Source organism: Stenotrophomonas sp. STEN018 (assembly GCF_056760235.1).
Map to the genome: position 1 here is coordinate 52577 of NZ_JBRREK010000025.1, position 21911 is coordinate 74487.

The following is a 21911-nucleotide window of genomic DNA, read 5'->3' on the forward strand; positions in this document are numbered from 1 at the left end:
AGAGGCAAGTGATGTCGAACTTCGGCCAGGCATCAAAAGCAGCCAAATCTGTGGGAAGAGTCTTTCGATTGTATGAGGGTTTCCTAAGCATCACTCCCCCTTCCCAGCCTAGTATGCATCGACCACGGGGAACTATCTAAGTTGGAGGTAATCGAGCGCTCCCGAAGCGCGGCTACAACAGCACCGACAACATCAGAAGGGTGATAGTGGGCTAGCTGATTAACCATTGAACCGATGGTAATCGAACCACCCCTGCGTATTCGGTCTTTAACTTCCTGGACGACGGGTAGAATGCCGATGCTCTGGCAACGATTGTAAGCAGAAATTGCCGTTTGCCAGTTTCGAATCCGTAGAGATTTCGTCGCAATATCCTCGAATGAGATCACAAAGAGCGTTGCTCCGAGAACATCTTTGAGGCGGGCGATGCTGGCGAGCGAACGTTCGGAAGCGTCATTCAGTACGCGTACTTGTGTAAATCCGTTATCTAGCTCAATCAGCGCACTTGCGATTGTTTCTGTCGCTAATAGGGACGGATGAGTGCTGGCCACTGCGTAGTTTGCAGATAAAACCGTGGGATCGCCCTCGCAGTAGAAAAAGAGCAACATGCGAGTATCACCACTGAGCGTTATTGCGCTAGTGGCGATCGGTGACTTGAGGTTCCAGAGGTTCGCAGAGTTACTAGTGCGTACGTCGCGCACACCCAGCAAGCGCTTTCGTGCTTGCGCCCTTATGCTCACTTAGAACAGGCCAAACGAGAGCAGGCACCTGACCTGTGCCTCGCATTAGATGACACGCCATAAATGTCCTTGAGTCGGGTCATCAGAGGCATCCGTCTTGGGGGGGGGGCGAGAAAGGTCGCGGAGCTGAACCTACTCTCGCCGTAAATGATTTGCAAGGCCACAGGGCGGCCACAGTCGAACCGTTATCGGTTGCCTAGCCGCATAATCAAAATCGGAATTGTGAACGTCTCATGGAAGTAGCTATAAATATGTTCCGGGTTGGCGAAGCCAACTACTATAAATATATAGTTGCCCAGCACATTTAGTTACTACAAATATGTATCAGGATTGGGGGGCAACCGCCATAGATATATGGAAAACGACGGAGAAATGCCGTGGATACGTGCGAACGCGCTACGAGCTTGAGACTCTCGTCCGCGCTGTCCCGTGAGCTTCGACGACAGGAGGGGCCCACTTACGCTGCCAAGCTGGCAGCCCAGCGCTATCGGCAGCGTCGCAAATGCAGCGTACGCAAGGACAAGATTGTCGAGGGAGGCGCCGTGTTCCAAAGTATTCGAGACGACCTCGTGCTGTACCGCTGGTCGCCCCAGCAGATTGCTGCCAAGCTGCGCGTCACGCATCCCGACGACCCGACTCAACGCATCTGCCACGAAACTATCGACGCCATCATCTACGCCCATCCTCGCGGCGGGCTGAAGAAGGAGCTGGTGGAGGCGCTGCGTCAGAGCAAACCCACGCGCGGGCGTCGGCGCACAACTGCTGCCAAGCGGACCTGGGTTCCGGAAGGCCTGCGTAACGTCCATCGCCCGGAGAAAGTCCAGAAGCGCCTGGTTCCCGGGCATTGGGAGGGGGATCTGATCAAGGACGCATTCAATCGCTCGTGCGTGGGCACGCTCGTGGAGCGGAAGACCCGATTCGTCATCCTCTGCAAGATGGATGGCTGTACGGCTGAAGCTGCACTGGAAGTGCTTCAGCCGGCAACTGAAGAAGTTCCCTGCTGAGATGCGCGCCAGCATGACGTATTACAGCTGCAGCGAGATGACGTGCTACGCGGAACTGATGGACCTTGGATATGGATGTCTGGTTCGCAGACCGGCACGCGCCTTGGAAACGCGGTAGCAACGAGAACACCAATGGCCTACTGCGCCAGTTCCTACCCAAGGGCGCGGACCTTTCCGTGGCGAGCCAGGAGTATCTCAATCACGTAGCGTGGTTGATGAACACTCGTCCGCGTCAGACGCTGGGCTGGAAGACGCCGGCAGATGTCATGGATGTTGAAACACAGGCCTTCAAATCACGTGTAGCGCTTGCAAGTTGGGACCGCCGCCCCCATCAGGCACCGAACATCACCGATCGCTGGAGTTTCACGTGAATAGTCGCTGGGAAGATTTTTATCCGGACGCTTATGATGACCACAAGATGGCATTGGTCGAGCGGGAGAGGCTGAGGCAGGAACACTCAGTCCACTGTTGGATCTACATCGGCACCGACATTCGTCACAATGACATGGCAAAGATCGGGCTCACCGCTGGCGAGCTCGGCACCCGCGCCAGCAGCAGCCAGAACCCCTACTTCACGCTGCTGCGCGCATTCAAGGTCAAGGACGGGACGAGCGCGTTCCACCTTGCGCAGATCGAGCGCAGTGTCAAAGAGATGCTCGCGTCTGAATCTGAGGGAATCCCTCATTACGGGTCCCAGCAGGCTTCGGAATGGTTCCGCCTCAGCCCAGAGGACATGCGCGACCTCGTGCATGAGTTTCTGTACGAAAGATTCAGGCAGTATATGGACTGCTATTACTGCTGGGACCGCGACATGGGAATCATACGGGGATGGGAAAACACTAGGCTCATCCTTGGCGGGGTCAATCAACGTTATGGCACGCGGGATGTTAGCAATCCTCCAATGTCGTTCGAGTGCCTGACTCCACCGGGGTGCGGCGAAGACTGCGACTGCTGGTAGCGCTTAACTCCGAGGGCTCACCGGGGGCGCGTCGTCCGCAGACATGTGGCCGCTGGAGGCGTAGTCAGCGTGCATGCTTGCCGCTTTCAACGCCCGTTTGGTTTCTGCTGCAGTCAACAACCCACGGATCTTGCAGCGGGGCAGCAATGAGAACACCAATGGTCTGCTGCGCCAGTTCATGCCCAAGGGCGCGGACCTGTCCATGGCTAGCCTGGGGTACCTCAACAACGTCGCCGATCTGATGAACGCCCGGCCGCGCCAGACGCTGGGCTGGAAGACGCCAAATCAAGCGCTGGAAGAAGAGATCGCTCAGTTCAACTCACGTTTTGCGCTTGCAAGTTGAGACCGCCCTTCTGCGATCCGCATCATTCCTGGCGTCCCTGCGACCGAGACTAGGGCAGGCGCTTGTGCACCATATCTACAGCTTAATGAGATGGTCCTTCCCTCCCCTCTTCCGCGGGATAGTTGTCACATCACACATCGGAGGATTGACCACGACCCCTTCATCTCGAGGGTAGTCAGTAAGCGTTTATGGCATCACCCCCTCTGTGTTTTTGGGTCCGGACGGAGGCAGTCACGTGTTCCCGTGTGCAAAGTTTTGGCGCAGCGCCTTCCGTGGTCCTTCTCCAATTTTCCGGTTGCGACGATAGCCATGGAAGCCTATTTAGGTTCGCAATGGCTCGTTCGCTCAGAGACATCTAAGAATGCTTGGATCAAATTGATGACAGGCGATAAGAAAAGCTAGCGTCATTGGCCGAACTCTCTTGCTTTCTACGGCCTGCCGTTACAATGGAGGTATCGAGAAGAGAGCTGGGTCGAAGCTCACTACAAAATTCATATTCGCAAGCGATTTAGTATCAATTCGACAAAGTACAGAATTACTTGCCCGTTTGAAAGAAGTACACTTTTACTTGCTTCATCACTTTCTTCGCGCCGCCAATTTCTCTGTAGGCTTTTCATAACATATTGAAAAATACGGAATCTCAACCTACAGATGTACTTGACCCGTCAGCTGCGACGGCTGCTAGCCTAGTCTTGCCCGAACAGCTGGCCCAACAGGCTGCTGATGCGGTGCGCGAGCTGCTGGCCGAAGCCGCCGCCGAGAACACCACCCGCAGCTACACCAGCGCCCTGCGCTACTGGGCTGGCTGGCATGCAGCGCGCTACGGCATCGAGCTGGCCTTGCCGGTACCGGAAGCTACGGTGCTGCAGTTCGTGGTCGACCACGTGCAGCGCCGCTCGGCCGAAGGTGATTTGGCCTGGGAACTACCGTCGGCCGTCGATCAGGCCTTAGTGGCGGCCGGCCTGAAAGCCAAATTGGGGCCTTGGACGTTGGCCACCGTGCGCCATCGCGTTGCCGTCCTGTCTACCGCGCACCGGCTCAAGCAAGTCACCAATCCCTGCGAGCAGCCGGCGATCCGCACCGTGCTCAGTCGCGCCGCGCGGGCCGCGGTCAAGCGCGGCGAACGGCCGCGCAAGAAGACCGCCATCACCCTGCCCGAACTCGAGGCGCTGCTGGCCACCTGCGACGACAGCCTGGAAGGCCTGCGCGACCGTGCCCTGCTCTGCTTTGGGTTTGCCAGCGGCGGGCGCCGGCGCAGCGAGATTGCCGCCGCCGACTTGCGCGATCTGCGCCGGATCGGCGAGAAGGGCTATATCTACCGGCTGGAGTACAGCAAGACCCAGCAGGCCGGTGTCACCGCAGCCTCCACTCCCGACAAGCCGGTGCTCGATCGGGCCGCACTCGCCCTGCAGGATTGGCTGGAGGCGTCCGGGATCTCCGAGGGGGCGATTTTCCGGCGGCTGTGGAAGCAGCGCGTCGGCCCTGCCCTGTCCCCCGCGGCGGTCGGCGAAATCGTGCAGCGACGGGCGCGCTTGGCGGGGCTGGAGGGGGATTTTGGCGGGCATAGTCTCAGGTCCGGGTTCGTGACCGAAGCTAGTCGCCAAGGTGTTGCGCTGCCTGCGATCATGCAGCTGACCGAGCATCGGTCGGTATCTAGTGTTGTGGGGTATTTCCAAGCCGGAGGCGCGATAGGGAATCCGGCTGCGCGTCTTCTGGAAGATGATTAGGTGTAAAGAGAGAATGTGGACGACAGCTCGGACATAGCCGATGAGTGCGTCTTGCGGATATCGTGAGATGTCCCACGCGACTCGATTCTAAGTGGCTGAACGTGAGGCAATAAAGCGCCCGCATTCAATTGCTTTCAGGGGGATACAAAAGAATGCATGTCACCTTTGGCCTCTACTTGGACGGACGTCAGGGCCCATCGTCAACGAACTTCTTCAACGCTCCGGTAGTTGGTCGCCTTGGATTTCTGTCTCTTTTGGAGGCCTACCTCGGCCTGAGCGCGCCGGAAGCATCTACGGCGAAACGCGTAGCAGTCTACTTTGGCTTGCTTCGGGATCACGACAACAACTCGCGCTTCTATAGCGAGTCGTTGAAGACCGACAGCATCGGCACCGCCGCGCGCCTTTTGACCTGGCGAGACGAGTGGCGACTGGCTGGCTGGGACGGCAGCTCACTCACAACGCACCCTATACGCCTTCAGGAACTTGCCGCCATCGAGGGCGAGGCGCTCGAAGCACTGCCCCCTGGAGAGGCCGAACGCTTGCGCCTCATTCTGCGGGCTATACATGCGTCCGGCCCCGGCCCCATTAGGTCGGTGCACCTGGTGGACCCATCCGAGGACTTCCCTCTTCTATGGCGGTACGTGCTCGATTGCCTCCCTGCAACGGAGGTCCGCCTTCCCAAACCACAGGGCGCCGGCCACCTCCGCGAAATTCAAGAGCAAGCCCTTATGTTGCTGGCAGGTAAAGCTAAGAGTGCCTCGGTCGTGCCGACCGATCGGAGCGTTCTATTGGTGCGCACCCTAACGTCCACGACCGCAGAGCATTGGCTGAGCGCCCAACACTCGCGCGAACCAGGCGACCGATTGGTTCTGGCCGAAGACGCAGGCGATTCGCTAGACGTCTCGTTGTCCGCAACTGGCGGTGTCAACTGCGGGTTCGAACAACCGAGCCAGCTCCGCCCTGCACTTCAGGCATTGCCCCTTGCCCTAGAGCTGTGCTGGGCGCCGCTCGACATCAACCGGCTGCTGGACTTCCTCACCCACCCGGTCGGCCCGTTCAGTCGCCGTGCGAGAAGCACGCTCGCCCGCGCTGTCGCCAAACAGCCCGGGATTGGCGGGGAAGCCTGGATTGCGGCCAAGGCCAAGCTCGCCTCCGGAGAGCACGCTCAGCAAGTCGCCGACGAAATCACCTTCTGGCTGGAATCCGAGCGCTGGACGCGCAACGAAGGAGTACCCGTCAACGCACTCATCGATCGGGTTCAGCGGCTGAAGGAGGCGATGCGGCGGCGCCTCACGGGCGAGTCGGCGGATGTGGCGAGTTTTCTAACTGCGCATCGCCAGTGCGCAGCCGTCGATGACGCGCTGAGCGAGCTCGCTGACCAAGGCTTGGCGACGCTGCTGCCTAGGCAAATCGAGCAGTTGGTTGCCCACGCCACACCCGCAGGGGCAATCAACCCCGCCTCGGTTTCGAATGTTGGTTGCATGCGCTCCGCCAGCACCCCGGCTGCCTGCATCGAGGCCGCTGACGAAGTGATCTGGTGGATGCCGTCTACCCCCTCCCTGCCCTCGCCGCTTCCTTGGTTGCCGTCCGAAGTGGAAGCTCTCGCCCAGATGGGTGTCCAGCTGCGAGATCCTGCACGCGAGCTGGCATCGCTGGCCTCGCAATGGCTCCGCCCGCTTCTTGCTGCGCGTAAGCGTTTTGTCGTGGTTTGCCCACCTCCTAGCGCTGAGATACATCCGATTCGCCAACTTCTAAAGCAGCTACTGCCCGCAATCGAGAACGCCACGATCGACCTTGATGCGGCGATAGGTTCCACTCTTATCGGGACCACCGCCGCAGCACTGGCACCGCAACCTTTGCCGACGCCACCACGACACGTCCAGCTCGCGCAGCCAGTGCAGCTAGCAGACTCTGCACAGTCGTTCACCACTCTCAACGAGCTTTTCAACGACCCTTCCCTTTTCGTGCTGAAGCGGGTGGCGGACTTGGAGCCCACCTCCGTCCTAGCTGTAGAGGAGGACAACCGCCTGCTCGGCACCCTTGCGCACCGTGTGTTCGAAAAGCTCTTCGCGCAGGCCGACGTTTTGACCTGGTCGAACTCTGTTGCCGTCAATTGGTTCCACAGTGAGGCTAACGAGCTCCTGCAAACTGAAGGCGCCGTTCTGCTGATGCAGGGCGCAGGTCTCAGTCAGCAGCACTTCCGCAAGGTCTGCGAGGGTGCCATCTGCAGTGTGCTCGACCATCTGAGGTCCGCTGGAGCCACTCAGGTTCAAACCGAGGTCGGTTTCTCCGGAACCTTGGGTGCAATACCACTGATAGGCAAGATTGATCTGCTGGTCACACTTAGCGATGCGCGAACTGTCGCTCTGGACATGAAGTGGCGGAGCGACAACTACTACGCCGGGCTGCTTCGTTCTGGCGAGCACCTGCAGTTAGCGCTCTACTCCAGCCTCGTCGAGCAAACGAACGGTGCCGCGCCAGCCGCGCTTGGCTACTTCATCTTGGAAAGCGGTGCGCTCTACATCACTGCCGCCGACATCTTCCCGAAAGCTCAGGTCAGAAGGCCGCCAGATGGGTTTACTGTCGCCACTCTGCTGGACCAGGCACGTGCAACTTGGAACTGGCGTAAGCAACAACTGGACACTGGCACTATCGATGTGGTTCCGAAAGGGCCGGAAAGGGACTACCAAGGCCCCGACGGCACTCTTGCGGTCAGAGGGCCGAATGGACGGTTCGACCGCGACCACCTCGTCTTGCTGGGAGGCTGGGAATGATGAACAACATTGAGTTCATTAGCGCTGGCGCCGGCAGCGGTAAGACCTACAAGCTGACCGAGACGCTCGCAGAAGCGCTCGAGTCCGGTACAGCACGGCCACATGCCATTCTGGCCACAACGTTCACGGTGAAGGCCGCCACCGAGCTTCGTGAACGCGCCCGTTCCTGGCTGCTCGAGAAGGGACGCGTCGACCTGGCGACCGCCATCGGCCAAGCCCGCCTTGGCACCGTCAACAGCGTTTGCGGCCAGATGCTCAAGCGTTTCTGCTTTGAGTTGGGCCTATCGCCCGACCAAACCGTCCTCGCTGAAGGCCAATCCAAGCGGTTGCTCAAGGCCACCTTGGCCGACTCCATGGATGCCGCCGCGCAAGTTGAACTGGTAAGGCTGACCGAACGGTTCGGTATCGAGCAGGTGGACTGGTCTAGGACAGTCGAGGCCATCGTCAAGGCTGCGCTCGACAACGACATCGCGCCAACGGTACTCCGCGCGATGGGCGCCCAGAACGCAGACTCGATGCTCGCAAGCTGGCCTGCCCCAAGTGCAGGCACAGACCAGACCGGCGCACTGATGAGCGCCCTAGCAAAGGCACACCAGGAAGTAGCTGCATACGTTGACCAACAGCTGGCTGGCGGCGCAAAGGTTGCAAAGAACCTGACTGATGGGCTCGAGGATATTCAAAAGCTGGAACGACGCTTTCAGGGCAACCGTTGGAGCTGGCCAGACTGGATTGGAGTTGCCGGGCTGAACGCTGGAGCGAAGGTCAAGGACCTCCTGGAAGCTGTCAGGGCCGCCGCTCAAACCCACGAGTCACACCCCGACTTTCATGCCGAGGTCCGCCGGTACTTGGACTTGGTGTTCTATCTTGCCTCCGACGTACTCGACGCCTACGAGCAGGCCAAGAAGGCGCTGGGCGCAGTTGACTTCAGCGACCAGGAGGTCCTGCTGCTCCGGGCATTGAGGGAAAAGCCAAGCGTCCGCGAAGCCCTGGCGGCCGAACTGGACCTCATCATGATCGACGAATTCCAAGACACCAGCCCGCTTCAGTTGGCGATTTTCGTCGAGTTGGCCAAGCTCGCCAAGCGGTCGGTCTGGGTCGGCGACCCCAAGCAGGCCATCTACGGATTCCGCGGTACGGACGCGAGCCTCATTGCTGGTGTCCTAGGCGGCATCAAAGATTGGGGCGGTACCATTGGGAAGGCCCTCGACACCTCCAGACGCTCCGTCGAAGGGCTCGTCGCGCTTACTAACGGCGCGTTCGGGTCTGCGTTCGAGCCGGACCTGACGCCTTCGCAGGCTCAGTTGCAGCCGCTGCGAAAGGACATCCCTGGCCAGGCAGCACTCATGAACTGGAACTTCGAGAGCAGCCGAAACGACTCGGACTATCTGGGGCTTGGACAAGCCGTCCGCGAACTGCTGGCTTCAGGCGTCAACGTCCAAGACAAGGACACCAAGCAGCTGCGACCAATTCAAGCCGGTGATGTCGGGGTCTTGTGCCGCTATCACGAGCAGGTCGAGTATGCTGTCATGTCGCTTAACCGCTGGGGCGTCCCTTCAGCAAGCCCACGCTCCGGCCTACTAGGAACTGCCGAGGCCATCTTCGTGATGGCATGCCTGCGACGAATGAACGAACCGACCGACACGGTCGCCACGGCACTGGTTCTCACCTTAGCTGATGGCATGCCGATCGAGACATGGCTTGAAGACCGATTGCAGCACCTTGCCACCGATGGAGCCAAGTCCTACGAGTGGAAGACGACCGGCCACAACGCCCATCCGCTGCTGGCCCGATTTGAAGAGCTGCGCCCAACGCTCAACGCCCTGACACCGCAGGAGGCCTTGCGACTTGCAGCTGCTGAATCACAGGTAGCGCGGTTGGTCGGCCAATGGTCCGTGTCGCCCCACGAGAGCCGCAACCGACTGGCGAATGTCGAAGCACTGGTAGAGTTCGGCAAGACTTTCGAGGACGAGTGCGTTGCCACCAAGAGGCCGGCAACGATCAGCGGCATGCTTCGCTGGCTGGACGAACTCGCCAGCGCAGAGGACGACAATCGGGCGACCTCTGCAGACAACGCGGTCACGGTTCTGACCTACCACGGGGCCAAGGGTCTGGAATGGCCAGTCGTCTTGCTGACAAGCCTCGATGCGACGGCGCGCAGCTCACTATGGGGCGTCCGCGCCAGAACAGCCGGCGACTTCGACCCGCAGCAGCCGTTGGCCAATCGCTTCGTGCACTGTTGGCTAAAGACTTGGGGCAAGCGGTCCCAACCCCAGGCGGCACTCCATGCGGAGGGCAGCGAAATTGGTCAAACCATGCAGGCAGAAGCGCTGGTGGAGAACAAGCGCCTGTTCTATGTTGGCCTGACTCGCGCACGTGATATGAACGTGGCCGTGTCCTTCGTCCGGTCGCGAGGACCTGGGCGAGCTTGGGTTGGCGAGATTCAAGGCGCGACTGACCTGCTGTTCGGCGACTCGGAAGTCGTGGCGCTTCCCTGCGGCCGACAGCTCACCCGGGTGACAAAATCGTGGAGCAAGGACGAATGCGCTAACGAACCGCCGCCCAAGGCGCCCGAAACGTGTCACTGGTTCAACGCGCGGCCAAGGATGCAAGCCGAACCCCTGTGGCATAGGCCAAGCGTGGCGTCGGGCGGCACCTTCAATGTCGTCGAGACAGATACCGTCGGTGTTCGGCTGAGTCTGGCGGGCAAGCCCGACATGGCGTTGCTGGGTACAGCACTACACCTCTGCATCGCACGCTCCGTAGTACTAGGCGGCGTCTCTGGCCCGGAGGTAGAGCGAATTTTAATGTCGTGGGCCGTCGCTCACTCGGTTGACAAAGACGCCGTTTGCGCCCAGGTTGCGGCGTTCCAGGCATGGTTGGCCCGGCGCTGGCCCGGCTGCGCTATTCATGTCGAGGTGCCCGTAGAAGCGGAAGGCCCGAACGGCACTCGTATCCGTGGCCGCATCGACTTGCTAGTGGAAGAGTCAAACGGCTGGATTCTACTGGATCACAAATCGAACCCCGGCGGTGTTTCTAGAGACGAGGAGTTGGTCGCCGAACACGGACCACAGATCGAGTCCTACTCTCATGCCCTTTTAAGCGCGACGGGCAAGCCTGTGAATCAGCGATGGCTGTACCTCCCAGTCGCTGCACGAGCAGTTCGCCTTGCTTGATGTCCCACTCCTCGCTTCTGAACTTCTACTTGATTTCGGAGGATGTCCGCGAACTGATGCTAGATAGATGCCTGATCTCTGGGCCAGTGCGGCTGCCGGCTACTACATCCGTCAAGCTGATGCAGGTGTGATCCCCTCAAGCGCGGATGGCCGCGATGTCCGCATGTCGTCACGGCAGTCTTGACCGGCTTGAATGGCATCCACCGAGATGCCTTCAACCCGGGCCATGGCGGGCAGCTTGGCCATGAGCAGTTTTCCAGCAAGTTCGGTTGAGCGAGTGGGCCACACGTTCACATGTAGAGTCATTGGCAGATGTGGGATTGGCGTGGGATCCCACAGGACGCGCCGATAGACTAACCGCCCATCCACGAGCCAGCGTATCTCGTGTGGCTCCCATTCGATTGCATAAACATGGGCGCACTGCGATGCATCAAATCCTAGGTCGATACTGACCGGCGTCCCGCGATATCCGTAGTCGTACTTTGCCCCCTCAGTGCCTGGGTTATAGAATACGTTTACCAGCAAACGGTCGGGGCGGTCGCCTGTGATCTCAATGTCAATCTCTTGGCGTGGGGAGTCGCGATGGAGAAAGAAGCCTGTAACCAATCCTGGAACATTCGCAGCTTGTAACTTAGCTTCGAAGCGGCCAAACAGGAACTGTTTTTGGCTTGATATGGCTGCGGCGCTTAGATCGCGCACGCCCAGCGCTTCTCTTCGCACTGAGAGGACTGCCCCCTTCCCCGAACCGGCGGTGACATTCGCGGGCCTAAATAGGCCTAAATTGCCTGGAAACGTATCTTCCCGAAGGGTCCATCTCGCTGGATCAAGATGTAGAAGGTCATCAACAAAATGCGATCGCGTGGCGTGAGCTAGCCTACTGGGCAAGCAGGGATGGATACCTATTCGGACTGGCATCACAGTCCGGGGGATAATCCATGGTGACTGGTCGTGCATCAGCTGTTTCCGGCTGAGAGTAACGCAGGGTTTGTAAAGATCAATATTGGCCAGCGCCCGCCTTCCGACTTCAGGGACTTGAGGATACGCATCCAGTGGCGGCGCTAAACGCAGGAATTGGCAGATCGCGAGCCAACTTCCCGCATCTGGCAGATGCAAGGCACCCTCTGACACGAAATGGGCTAACACCGAGTGCTCGCTTGTCTCGATATCTCCCATGACTATAACTCTGGCGTTCGGATAGATCTGCCTTAGCAGGTCGGCATGACCTGAAAGCGAGGCAATATTGACATACGCGTTGAACGCGGCTTCGCCGCGCCCAGCCAAAAGCGCAGACATTTCTGCTGCAGGCAACTCCTCAAGGTCACTACAGCAGCGATAGCCGAGCATGGACAGCGCCATCGCAAGCGAAGACAAGCCGGAGCCAGGAGCGCCGAAAGCAAACACCGGTGTTTCAATGGGGCGGCGATGAAACACTCCAGGAGTTGTGTCATTCAGAACGCCAATTCGGCCTAATGCAGGGAGGATCGAGTAGGAGTTGGTCGATTCTAGGTCGCAGCGCTGGCTAATTACCGATCGTCGCACAGCGCGAACATCCATCTCACCAAACATCTGGTTTATCCATAGATCTACCGGGCCCCGGCAAGGCCCTAGATCGAGAAGGCGCTGTGCTCCGCGCGCGGAAAGAACGTACCCTGACAGATACCAAAGACCTCGCTCGGGCCGGAAGACGTTTTGCGACGTTGGAACCTTCGGCGCGCCGTGCCGGACCTCCTTATAAGAGAGGTACAGAACATCAAATGCAGGGTCTGAACTGTCGCTGGCATGTAACTCTGTCCACGCAGAATCAACGAGCGTACTGAACGCCCTGTCGAAAAGGACATCGTCTTCTAGCACAAGCGCATATCCGTCGGCAGATGCTGCGATCTTCTTCCATACAGCGATATGCGATCTTGCAACGGCGATCTCGGCGGCACTCATTCGGATCGGCTCATCCAGATTAAACGCAGCCGGGAGTGTCAAAGGTTGGGGCTCAACGAAAAGCTGGTCGGCCAAGGTGTAGTGGATATCCACGTCAGGCGATTGAAGGCTGCTGGGAGTCTCGGCCCTGGCGTCGCAAGCCGAATGCCGGACAAGAAGGTCGAGTAAGGGGCTACCTGACGCGTCCAAGATACGATTCAGCTCTTGCCGAACAGCCGCCAGTCGCTCAGGCTGGCGATCTAGATTGATAACGTGGATTCGGCTGATCGCTCGGCAGTCAGACTTCCCGCCTCGGCTAAAGGCGCGACACGATTGACGAGGAAATAGGACTCGAGCTCGCATGCGGAGGGTGTTCAACACTCTTCGAAGACCGCCCAGGCGAGGAAAAAGGTTCATACGTTTTTATCCCCGCCTTTCTCGAAGGCGCGTTGGTTGGAGTTGCGCCAATTGCGGTCATCGTTGCGATAGCTCAGCGGCCACTTCGAGACAGCATATTCGCTCCAATCTTTGAGGACTACGATTGCGTTGTCCAACTCACCCGCGACACCCATCTGGAAAACGATCCTGGACAAGTTACCAGGGCCGGTGGTGGCCTGGATTTCCGGGAGTTCCTCCTGCAGAGCCTCCACGAGACATCGAGTGGCTCTTTCGAGTGCGCGCTCGATAACCACGTCACCCGACTGAGCAGACAACGGATTATTATTCAGGTAAAAGATCCAATTGCCCGTCGGTGCTGACGGCGACATGAAGTCACAGGGCTGGACCATCATATCCGAGTCGATGTCATAGCAAAGCGGCTGAACTTTAAGTCCGTGACCTTCAAACAAAGGGCTAATGTCCCTGGCTATACAGACGTCGTCTGCGTCCACGTACAGCCCTCCCTCAACGTGCAGGAAGCACATTCGGAAATAATCGGCCTGCATCGCGGGATGATAACAGCGCCTGTAGGCCGAAAGGTGCAGCGGGCTGAGATGCTCTTCAATGTAAGAATCAGCGCCAGCCGCATCGAAGAGCCGGTGGGAATAGCCTGCTTTTTGCCAATTAATCCATGATTCAATGCATTGAAGCACGTCGGCCGGCAGGTCCTGGAAGTCGTGCCAAAACTGAACGATAGTCTTGGGCGCGCTGTCCACCTGCAATACCGGCGAAGGCCTGGGTGGCTGGCGATGAATGATGCCCTTGATGTACTCCGAACGTTGCCGATGATGATCAGGCGTATCTGCTTCAAGCGCCATGGGGCGGTCTCGAGATGGAATTAGATGGGACTTGAAAGTCTCGGGGTCAGTCTGTCTACTGGTGCCGTCTGGCGATAGTACTCGCAGATGGGGCGCTCGATATTCATACGCCGCCGACTGGCCTCCAGCGATGTACGCCGTAGGCACGGCTGGGGCTGCGCGAGTTCCGCCCAAAGACGAACCCCATGATCGATGGATTCTCTGGGCATGAGGGCTGTCCTACCCTTGATAAATCTTCCTAATCCACTGCCCCTTCGACCGCCGCTACCTCCAGTAGCGGGTGTTCAACTCTGGATTGCGCCGACTCGCACAACGAGTTCGGCTTGAATAATCGCTAGACCTACATGCCATTGACGCCATTTCTCCAACTCACCTCAGCCGAGTTCAAGTAACGGTACATTTCAGTTTTCATCCGCTCGATTTTTCTTGCAGAGAAATCGCTGATGCGCCATGGATAATGGCGACGAATTTCCTCGATTCTCGAAATAATGGATTCAAAGGTGCTGTTAACTTCTTGAATCTCATTCAATTCATCGCCAGAAATGGCGAACACATCCGAAGCAACTTGCCCTTTGTAGATGGCCTCTGCCTCAGTGATCAAGTCCAAAACATCTTTGAAGTGATCTGGTGATGCCAGGGAGGAAATCTTGCTCGTTGCTTCAGCTTTCAATTCATCCTTAGATAGATCGAATGTGATTTTTCTAGATGCCCCACCTGTCGCGTAGGCTTCTGTCGCGCTGATCGGCTTCCAGTACACCTTCTCGTTCTTAAGGTCGACGCAGACGATGATGGTTGGGACAGAGAATCGCTGCCAATAGTCGATATCTGAGTCATCAACGTAGACATCGTGACTCTGTGATCCTGGCAACGCTTGAAACGACTTAATTTGAAGTTTGACCACGTTTCCTGTCGCGGAGCATTGCTGGTCACAAATCTCCAATTCTGCGTCGATGCCTAAATCGACGCTTTGAAGTCGACAAGGCCACTTCAGGGTTCGTGTAAACTTGTACGCCGCGAAATGCTCGCCAGCGTCGCCATTGATTGACCTCTTTGGGTACTGCTTTGCCATGTGAGTAGACCTGACTACCTGATAGCCGGATGCTTGGTTCCGGTTATTCGATTTATCTATAGCTCACTGCATGGCGAGCCATCCCCTTAATACAGCTAGATCTTAGGGCTACTGGGCACGGCGTACAAGCCAGCGCAGAGATCTGCAATTACTGCAAGCTCCTCGCTCCGGTAGAGGTTCAGATGCCCGCGGCGGGTCGGCAGCTGCCCTCCCCTACCCCGATAAACATCCCTAATCTCCTGCTCTGCTAAAGATTCGCTCTCGGCCAAGAGCGAACGTTAATTATGTGACAATTGATGCATGGGCTGAATTCGGGAATAAAGGTCAGAACAAAAATGGATCAGCAAGCCCGCAGGAGCGGCACGTACACCGCGAACCTGCTTGGAAACATACGGAGCCACCTGGCAGGACTCCAGGGCTACGACGTCATGGCCCTCGAGCTCATACAAAACGCGGATGACGCCAAAGCAGATTCGGTTGTCTTCGACATCACCGACCGAGGGCTTGTTGTCGTTAACAGCGGAAAGTTCACCTACTGCGGTGATCTGCACACTCGACCTTGTGGCTTCATCGCCAGCAACAACTACAGCTGCGACTACCACCGAATTGCCGATGTCGGCAGCGGGGGAAAGCTTTCTCGTGGCGAGAACATCGGTCGCTTCGGCATCGGCTTCGTTTCGACCTACCAAGTCACAGATCACCCGGAAATTCGGTCCTCTGGGGTCAAGCTGACGTTGCACCCCGAAGAAGGACAGTGGTTCATCGAGCCATTCGAGCAACCCGACGGCACCACGTTCTTCCTCCCTTGGGCGGACGATCCCAATACCGACGCTCGACTTGCGCTTGGGGTGTCACATGTCAGCGTCGCTCATATCGATCAGCTCGTCGAGGATTTCCAGAAGGTCCTTCGCAAGAGCTTTTTGTTCCTCCGGCATGTTCGGACGGCGGAAGTGCGGCGAAACGGTGGGCTGCTGTTGGCCTGCGACCTGGATCGTGGTGATGGGTCTGACTTGATCGTTAGCTTCCGCCCGAGTGGCGAGGTCGAGCAATGGCACATCTTGCTAGCTGACGTTGCGGAGTCTGCGGCGCGGCTGTATACCGCGCATCCCCGCCTTGAGTCGCTCGGCCGCAGCACCAAGATCAGCATCGGGTTGCGGATCGATCCTGAGCCCCTGTCCGAAGGAGTGCTTTATGCGTTCTTGCCCACCGAGCAGTCAACCGGATTGCCGATGCACATCAATGCGGACTTCTTTCCAGAGTCTGATCGAAAGGCGCTCATCTTTGCTGGGCATCAACACGAGCAGGCGTGGAACGAAATGCTCATCGATGCCGCCGCTGCCGAACTTGCCAGAGACCCTGCGGGCCTGCGGACGATGCTCGGAGACGTCCAACTCTGGCAGATCTTGGCGCGGGCGTTTGAGCTGTCAAAGCCATCGAATCACCCGGCGTGCTTCAATCGATTCTGGGAGCGATTGAAAGTCACTGGATCCCAGGCCCAAATAGCCCTAGCCCAAGACGGGAGCGTTCAGCGCCCAAGCGGGGTTTTTCTTCCGCGCAGCCCACTGACCAGTCATCAGGCAAAGACGTTGCTAGAGGTCGGTGGAAGATTGGTTACCGAAGATTTGCGTGCCTTCCAGACGGCGATGAACCAACTGGGCGCCCCAATCCTCACGTTCGACCGCTTGGTGAATCTGCTTGAGCAAGCGATGGAGCCGCAGGTCCCCGGCGAGGTACAAGTCGAAGTAGAGAGGCTGGAGAACTTCTACCGCCCGCTTTGGAGCATGGTCAACGATCTGCTGCCGGACGCCGCGAACCTGACGGCAGCCACAAACCCTAGCATTCAGCGGTTGCTGGCCATTCCGTTCGTCGTCACTGAAGATTTATACGCGGTCACGATCAGCCAATCCTTTGTGGCACCCCCAGCGCTGGAGGCTGGAAGGGTCGCTTCGCTGCTTCCAAGGCTGGCGATTGCAGCCCATCACATTCTTGGATTTCCAAAAATTGTGCGTCTGATCCGACATCTGGAGCTCGGTGGGATCGTGAATCACATCAGTTTGATGTGTGCCAATGTGTCCGTCGAAGATGTCATCGGCGTTGAGCATACAGATCTGCGCGACCTGTATGCGATGTTCGCGGACCTGGACCGTCAAGGTACTGTCGACAAGACTGTGTATCAGGCGCTTCGCAACCTGCCGATCTGGCTATCCAGTCGAGGTCTCATCAAGGCGACCCAGGCGCTGCTGCCCGGCAACTTCACCGATCCCACTGGACAGGCCGACCTTCTTGAGACGTCCGTCCTGACTGATTCCGCTAGAGAGTTCGTGTCGAGCAAGCTTGGGGTTCAGACGCAGACGATCGAGGCATTCGTACAAAACGTACTGCCGAGGTCCTTCAACGACGACGGGCCACTGGACGCGCAGAAGTACACCCGCCTCATCACAGAACTCGCCAGCCATCCGGCGCTCGTAAATGACGAGAACATCCGCCGGCTGTTGGGTGCACTGCCGATCGTGCCAACGCAGGACGGACGTTGGTCGCGCCCTACCAACACCTACAGGCGCACCGATGACTTGGTAAGAGTGCTTGGCGATGCGACGCACCTTTGGCTCGATGCCAGTCGTGTGCCCTACGCCCGGTCGGTCCACACTTTCATTGACAGCCTCGGAATACGCCGGTCACCACTTGCGCAGCACCTCGTGGAGCGGATGCTCTTCATCGCAGAGAAGTACCTACCGACGGACGATGCAAGGCGCGCCAGTGGCGATTCCTTCTACGTCCTGTGTGACCAGTACGAGGAGTGGAGTGAGAAGCCGTTCTTCCAGGATGCGATCGACAGCCTCCGTGGGGTGGCGTGCTTCCCAGCGGAAGGCGATACGGAGAACTGGCACTCTGGTGGCGATCTGTACGCGCCATACCGCGCTGAGGCATTCAGATCGCAGGCCAACATCCTCGATTTCAGAAGCACGGCACGCTTGAAAACGGAGCTACTGGAAGATCTGGACGTCACCATCAATCCGGAAACGAGGCTGGTGATCGACCATTTGCAGTACTGCGTGAAGACCGGCGCTCAGCCTCACGTTTCAACCTTCCAGGTGCTGAACGAGCGGGCGCAGCGTTCCGATCCGCTGATCTCGACATTGGCTGGCTCTCGTTGCATCTATGTCGAGAGTCAGAAGAGCTTTGTCCGCCCGAATCAGCTTTACTGGTCGCCCCAGCAGCTCGGGCGCTACGCCTTCACCATTCCGGGCAATCTTGAGGCGTTCAAGCCGCTGTTCACCGCGATCGGAGTGAAGAACGCACCCGAGGGCCGAGACTACGTCGACATCCTGTTGGACATCGTCGGCGAGTACTTCGAGCAGTCGAAGCCCGTGGCAGGGGTTGATCGATCGGTGTACGACGCCTGCTTGATGGGCGTGTCGGCAGCCGACGAACGTGAGGAGATTGGTGCCACGGACATTCGAAGGTTGCAAGAGGCACCAACGATATTGAACCTCGTGGGGCAGCCCACGCATCCTGACGAAGTGCTACTTCAGGACAGCGAGTGGCACGCAGGCTTCTTCAATGGTGAGCTTGACCGGGCGCTGTGCAAACCTGCCCCCGAGCTGTGGCCGTTCATTGAGAAAGTCGGTGTCAGGCGGCTCAGTGAGAGCGCTGAGGTCGTGCTTGAGTTCGTTGATGGACCGAAGACTGAGGAACCGCAGCTGGCCGAGAAGCTGATGGAGCGGATCGACATCCTTGCACGATTGCTCCATGACAAACCGACGCCGGTCAAACAAAAGGTACGCAAGGCGCTTTCAGAGCTGGCCGCCTTCAGCTACCAGCTCGTACGCATCCAAGCGTCCGTTCGCGTTGGCGGGGATTGGGCTGCGGCTCCACCCTCGGCAGCGCATGCCTTCTATGACATCGACAAACGCCAGCTGATCTTGGCGCGACCAGTGGGAGATCGCAGCTGGCCTCACGTCCTGAATGCCGTCCTCCATCAGTTGATGCCGGAAGAGTCTGGAAGCGAGATCTCGAAACTGACCCTCAGCGTTCGACCGCTGATGAACATGCCTGTCGAGGAGGCTCACCGAGAACTGACCGATGCAGGCATCCCGTACCTGGATGCTGAAAGCGCAAACGGACAGGCAGATGACTTGACCTCGTTAAGCTTGGACGACATGGGGAGCACGACCGCCTCCGGCTACCAGCCAGAGAGCAAGCCGGATACCGCGCCAGCCGATGCGCCCAAAGGTGGAGGCCGCACACCGGATCGGCCTGGTACGAGTCGGCCAACAGACAAGCCGAAAGCTCCTCCCAAGGATGTGCCGCCCCCCGATCAAGGGCAACCTGGAAACGGGTCTACGGGCGCACGAGAAAAGGATGCGCCAGATGGTGGCCAAACTACTGGGCACGGCCACAGCACAGGTTCGTCGTCTGGCGAAAAGTGCGCCAAGAAGCCACGTCCAAAGCACAAGGAGCAGTGGGATCGACGACTACTGTCTTATGTTCGGAAGAAGCAAGAGGAATCTGCCGATGCCGACAATCAGGAAGGCCCATCCGAGCATAACCTGGCTGTTGAGGTGGTGGCCCGCGCCGCCGTATGCGCCTATGAAAAGGCTCGGGGGCGCGTGGCAGAACAGATGGCCCAAACCCATCCTGGTTACGACATCATCAGCCGAAACCCGCTGACTGGCGAAGACCGGATCATCGAGGTCAAGGGTGTCAACGGAGAGTGGAACCAGACGGGCGTAGGCTTATCCAGGCTCCAGTTCAGCAACGCTCAGGACTACGGCGATCGCTACTGGCTGTACGTGGTTGAGTTTGTTTCCGATCCTCAACACATTCGCGTGCATCCCATTCGCAGTCCTGCCACGCAGGTGACGTCGTTCATGTTCGACGGCAACTGGCGCGATGCCGTCGCCGATGAGCGCGCCGACCCCGCGCTTGCCTTCATTGCGGGCGCCAGGGTGAAGCACCAGCATTTCGGGTTTGGGCGGATCGAATTGATGGAGCTGCGAGGCTCGACGCGGGTTATGTCCATCGAGTTTGAGACCAGTGGTCGGCGCACGGTTACGCTGAACCTGCAGACGATGACTGTGGTTGAGGAAGACGATGACAACGATCATTCCTGAACTGACCGATGCCCAACTGGCGGACTTGCCATCCCAGGCTGAGGCAAAGGTCTACAGAGCGTTGAGGGATGGTCTTTCCCGCGACTTTGTCGTCTTCTTCCAGGTCGGTTGGATCTTGCGCCGCGAGGAAGAGCAAGCCAAGGATGGTGAAACCGACTTCGTTGTCTGTCACCCGGATCTCGGGTACATGTGCATCGAAGTCAAGGGCGGGGGCGTCGGGTTCGACTCCAGCAGCGGGGAATGGTTTTCCGTTGATCGCCATCACCAAAAGCATACGATCAACAACCCCGTCAACCAGGCTCTGAAGGCCAAGTATTCGATTCGATCCAAGCTGAATGAGCACCAGCGTTGGCGGGATCTCTCGCTCGCCAACGTCCTCAGAGGTCATGCGGTGTTCTTCCCTGATGTCGGGGATGCGAATGCCCTAAGCCGGCCCGACATGCCGGCGACCCTCGTTGGCTGCGCGAAGGATCTCCAAGATCCGAAGGCGTGGATCGATGCGGTCTTCGCCTATTGGGGCAACGATGCATCGGGGTTCACGCCTATGGGCAGGCGCGGCACCGATGTCCTTCGCGATGTGTTTGCGCGCTCTTTCGTGGTCGCGCCGCTGATCTCGTCGCAGTTGGCCGACCAGGAGGCGCGTCGACTGGTTCTCACCAAGGATCAGATTCGCGTGCTCGATTTTTTGCGCTCCCACCGCAGGGTCGCTGTAAGCGGTGGCGCTGGCACGGGCAAGACGGTCCTGGCACTTGAAAAAGCACGGCGCCTTGCATCCGAGGAGTTCCGAACGCTGCTGACTTGCTACAACCGGCAGCTCGCGGACCACCTATCAAGCCTCTGTGCCGGCATCCCGAATCTTGATGTGATGAGCTTCCATCAACTGTGTCACCGGCAGGTTGAGAGGGCCAATCGTGCATCTGGGCGGGATCTGGTTTCCGAAGCCAAGGTCACCTATCCAGGCAAGGATCTCTACGAAGTGCAACTACCCAACGCACTCGGATACTCCCTAGAAGTCCTCCCAGATCGGTACGACGCCATCGTCTGTGACGAGGGCCAGGATTTTCGTGAGGAGTTCTGGGTTCCGCTCGAGCTGCTGCTGACCGACTACGACAGCTGCCCGCTATACGTGTTCTACGACGACAACCAAAACCTGTATGCCCGCGCAGGGACTTTCCCCATCCGCGACGAACCGTTCTCGTTGACCACGAATTGCCGCAACACGGCGCCGATTCACGAAGCCGCCTACAAGCACTACAAAGGCGTTCCAGTGTGTCCGCCTGACATTCAGGGCGAGAACGTTCAGTTTGACGAATCGCCAAGTCGAGACCCACAGGCAGCCAAGATCAATGCCCGCATCGTCGACCTTGTCGCCAGACAAGGTGTCGCGCCAGGTGACATCACGGTGCTGGTGGCAGATGCCCTGCACAAGGCCGAGTACTACGCTGCCCTGAAAAGGCTTCCGTTGCCGAAGCCAGCAACTTGGCTTGAAGAGGGGGTTCGAGGCAAATCCACGGTTCTGATCGACACCATCCAACGGTTCAAGGGCCTCGAATCGCCGATCGTGATCTTGTGGGGTTTGGACACCATCGACTTGTCACAGCGGCAAGAGCTGCTCTACGTAGGCATGAGCCGCGCGAAGTCCTTGCTGGTCATAGTGGGGCGGGCGGCGACGTGTGCTAGATTCGAAAAAATTGATCTCTGATTTGCACGAGTAGTGCGGAGATGGCCAGAGGGTTCACCCCCGTTATCACGGACACTTACGAGAAGGCCGACCGAGGCCTTGAGGAGTGTTCATGTCGAAGCGAAGGAAGTTCAGTGCAGAGTTCAAGCGTGGCGCAGTTG

Annotated in this window: 11 protein-coding genes and 2 pseudogenes; 9 read left to right on the top strand and 4 right to left on the bottom strand. The window is 58.4% G+C overall.

Annotation, left to right across the window (positions count from 1 at the left end; all coding sequences use genetic code 11):
* Positions 1-83: 83 nt before the first annotated feature.
* Positions 84-605 carry a hypothetical protein gene (locus ACVOMB_RS11405; RefSeq protein WP_481531282.1) on the bottom strand — a complete coding sequence of 174 codons (522 nt, stop codon included), beginning with the start codon at positions 603-605 and terminating at the stop codon, positions 84-86.
* Between the two features lie 509 nt (positions 606-1114).
* On the opposite strand from ACVOMB_RS11405, the gene ACVOMB_RS11410 reads away from it, so the two are divergent.
* The 7 genes and pseudogenes from ACVOMB_RS11410 to ACVOMB_RS11440 all read left to right on the top strand — a co-directional run bounded on the left by ACVOMB_RS11410 (position 1115) and on the right by ACVOMB_RS11440 (position 10716).
* Positions 1115-1741, top strand: a complete 627-nt coding sequence (locus ACVOMB_RS11410) for an IS30 family transposase (protein ID WP_481531283.1) — start codon at positions 1115-1117, stop codon at positions 1739-1741.
* A 77-nt stretch (positions 1742-1818) separates the two neighbouring features.
* A pseudogene (locus tag ACVOMB_RS11415) lies at positions 1819-2112 on the top strand (transposase); the annotation flags it as partial.
* Positions 2109-2699, top strand: a complete 591-nt coding sequence (locus ACVOMB_RS11420) for a GIY-YIG nuclease family protein (protein ID WP_481531284.1) — start codon at positions 2109-2111, stop codon at positions 2697-2699. The pseudogene ACVOMB_RS11415 and the gene ACVOMB_RS11420, both read left to right, overlap by 4 nt.
* A gap of 133 nt (positions 2700-2832) precedes the next feature.
* Positions 2833-3042, top strand: a pseudogene (locus ACVOMB_RS11425) (transposase); the annotation flags it as partial.
* 692 nt (positions 3043-3734) lie between these two features.
* Entirely contained in the window at positions 3735-4769 is a 1035-nt protein-coding gene (locus ACVOMB_RS11430) for a site-specific integrase (protein ID WP_481531285.1), read from the top strand.
* Positions 4770-4921: 152 nt separating this feature from the next.
* Entirely contained in the window at positions 4922-7543 is a 2622-nt protein-coding gene (locus ACVOMB_RS11435) for a PD-(D/E)XK nuclease family protein (protein ID WP_481531286.1), read from the top strand.
* Positions 7540-10716: a UvrD-helicase domain-containing protein gene (locus ACVOMB_RS11440; protein WP_481531287.1), complete on the top strand. Its 3177-nt coding sequence runs from the start codon at positions 7540-7542 to the stop codon at positions 10714-10716. The genes ACVOMB_RS11435 and ACVOMB_RS11440 overlap by 4 nt, the downstream gene beginning before the upstream one ends.
* A 111-nt stretch (positions 10717-10827) precedes the next feature.
* Here ACVOMB_RS11440 and ACVOMB_RS11445 read toward each other — a convergent pair whose 3' ends face one another.
* The 3 genes from ACVOMB_RS11445 to ACVOMB_RS11455 all read right to left on the bottom strand — a co-directional run bounded on the left by ACVOMB_RS11445 (position 10828) and on the right by ACVOMB_RS11455 (position 14955).
* On the bottom strand, positions 10828-13047 hold the full coding sequence (locus tag ACVOMB_RS11445) for a family 16 glycosylhydrolase (RefSeq protein WP_481531288.1): 2220 nt from the start codon (positions 13045-13047) through the stop codon (positions 10828-10830).
* Positions 13044-13886, bottom strand: a complete 843-nt coding sequence (locus ACVOMB_RS11450) for a glycosyltransferase family 32 protein (protein ID WP_481531289.1) — start codon at positions 13884-13886, stop codon at positions 13044-13046. The genes ACVOMB_RS11445 and ACVOMB_RS11450 overlap by 4 nt, the downstream gene beginning before the upstream one ends.
* A gap of 340 nt (positions 13887-14226) precedes the next feature.
* A complete protein-coding gene (locus ACVOMB_RS11455) occupies positions 14227-14955 on the bottom strand; it encodes a DUF4365 domain-containing protein (RefSeq protein WP_481531290.1) in 729 nt (242 codons plus the stop codon).
* A gap of 335 nt (positions 14956-15290) precedes the next feature.
* Between ACVOMB_RS11455 and ACVOMB_RS11460 the strand changes: the two genes are divergently transcribed.
* On the top strand, positions 15291-20069 hold the full coding sequence (locus ACVOMB_RS11460; protein ID WP_481531291.1) for a protein NO VEIN domain-containing protein: 4779 nt from the start codon (positions 15291-15293) through the stop codon (positions 20067-20069).
* Entirely contained in the window at positions 20050-21771 is a 1722-nt protein-coding gene (locus ACVOMB_RS11465; protein ID WP_481531292.1) for a DEAD/DEAH box helicase, read from the top strand. Before ACVOMB_RS11460 ends, ACVOMB_RS11465 begins: the two co-directional genes overlap by 20 nt.
* The last annotated feature ends 140 nt before the right edge of the window (positions 21772-21911 follow it).

What these genes read in the sequence shown, in the direction of transcription:
- ACVOMB_RS11450 (WP_481531289.1), bottom strand. Translation starts at nt 13,886, where the DNA reads ATGGCGCTTGAAGCAGATACGCCTGATCATCATCGGCAACGTTCGGAG.
- ACVOMB_RS11440 (WP_481531287.1), top strand. Translation starts at nt 7,540, where the DNA reads ATGATGAACAACATTGAGTTCATTAGCGCTGGCGCCGGCAGCGGTAAG.
- ACVOMB_RS11465 (WP_481531292.1), top strand. Translation starts at nt 20,050, where the DNA reads ATGACAACGATCATTCCTGAACTGACCGATGCCCAACTGGCGGACTTG.
- ACVOMB_RS11435 (WP_481531286.1), top strand. Translation starts at nt 4,922, where the DNA reads ATGCATGTCACCTTTGGCCTCTACTTGGACGGACGTCAGGGCCCATCG.
- ACVOMB_RS11460 (WP_481531291.1), top strand. Translation starts at nt 15,291, where the DNA reads ATGGATCAGCAAGCCCGCAGGAGCGGCACGTACACCGCGAACCTGCTT.
- ACVOMB_RS11445 (WP_481531288.1), bottom strand. Translation starts at nt 13,047, where the DNA reads ATGAACCTTTTTCCTCGCCTGGGCGGTCTTCGAAGAGTGTTGAACACC.
- ACVOMB_RS11455 (WP_481531290.1), bottom strand. Translation starts at nt 14,955, where the DNA reads ATGGCAAAGCAGTACCCAAAGAGGTCAATCAATGGCGACGCTGGCGAG.
- ACVOMB_RS11405 (WP_481531282.1), bottom strand. Translation starts at nt 605, where the DNA reads ATGTTGCTCTTTTTCTACTGCGAGGGCGATCCCACGGTTTTATCTGCA.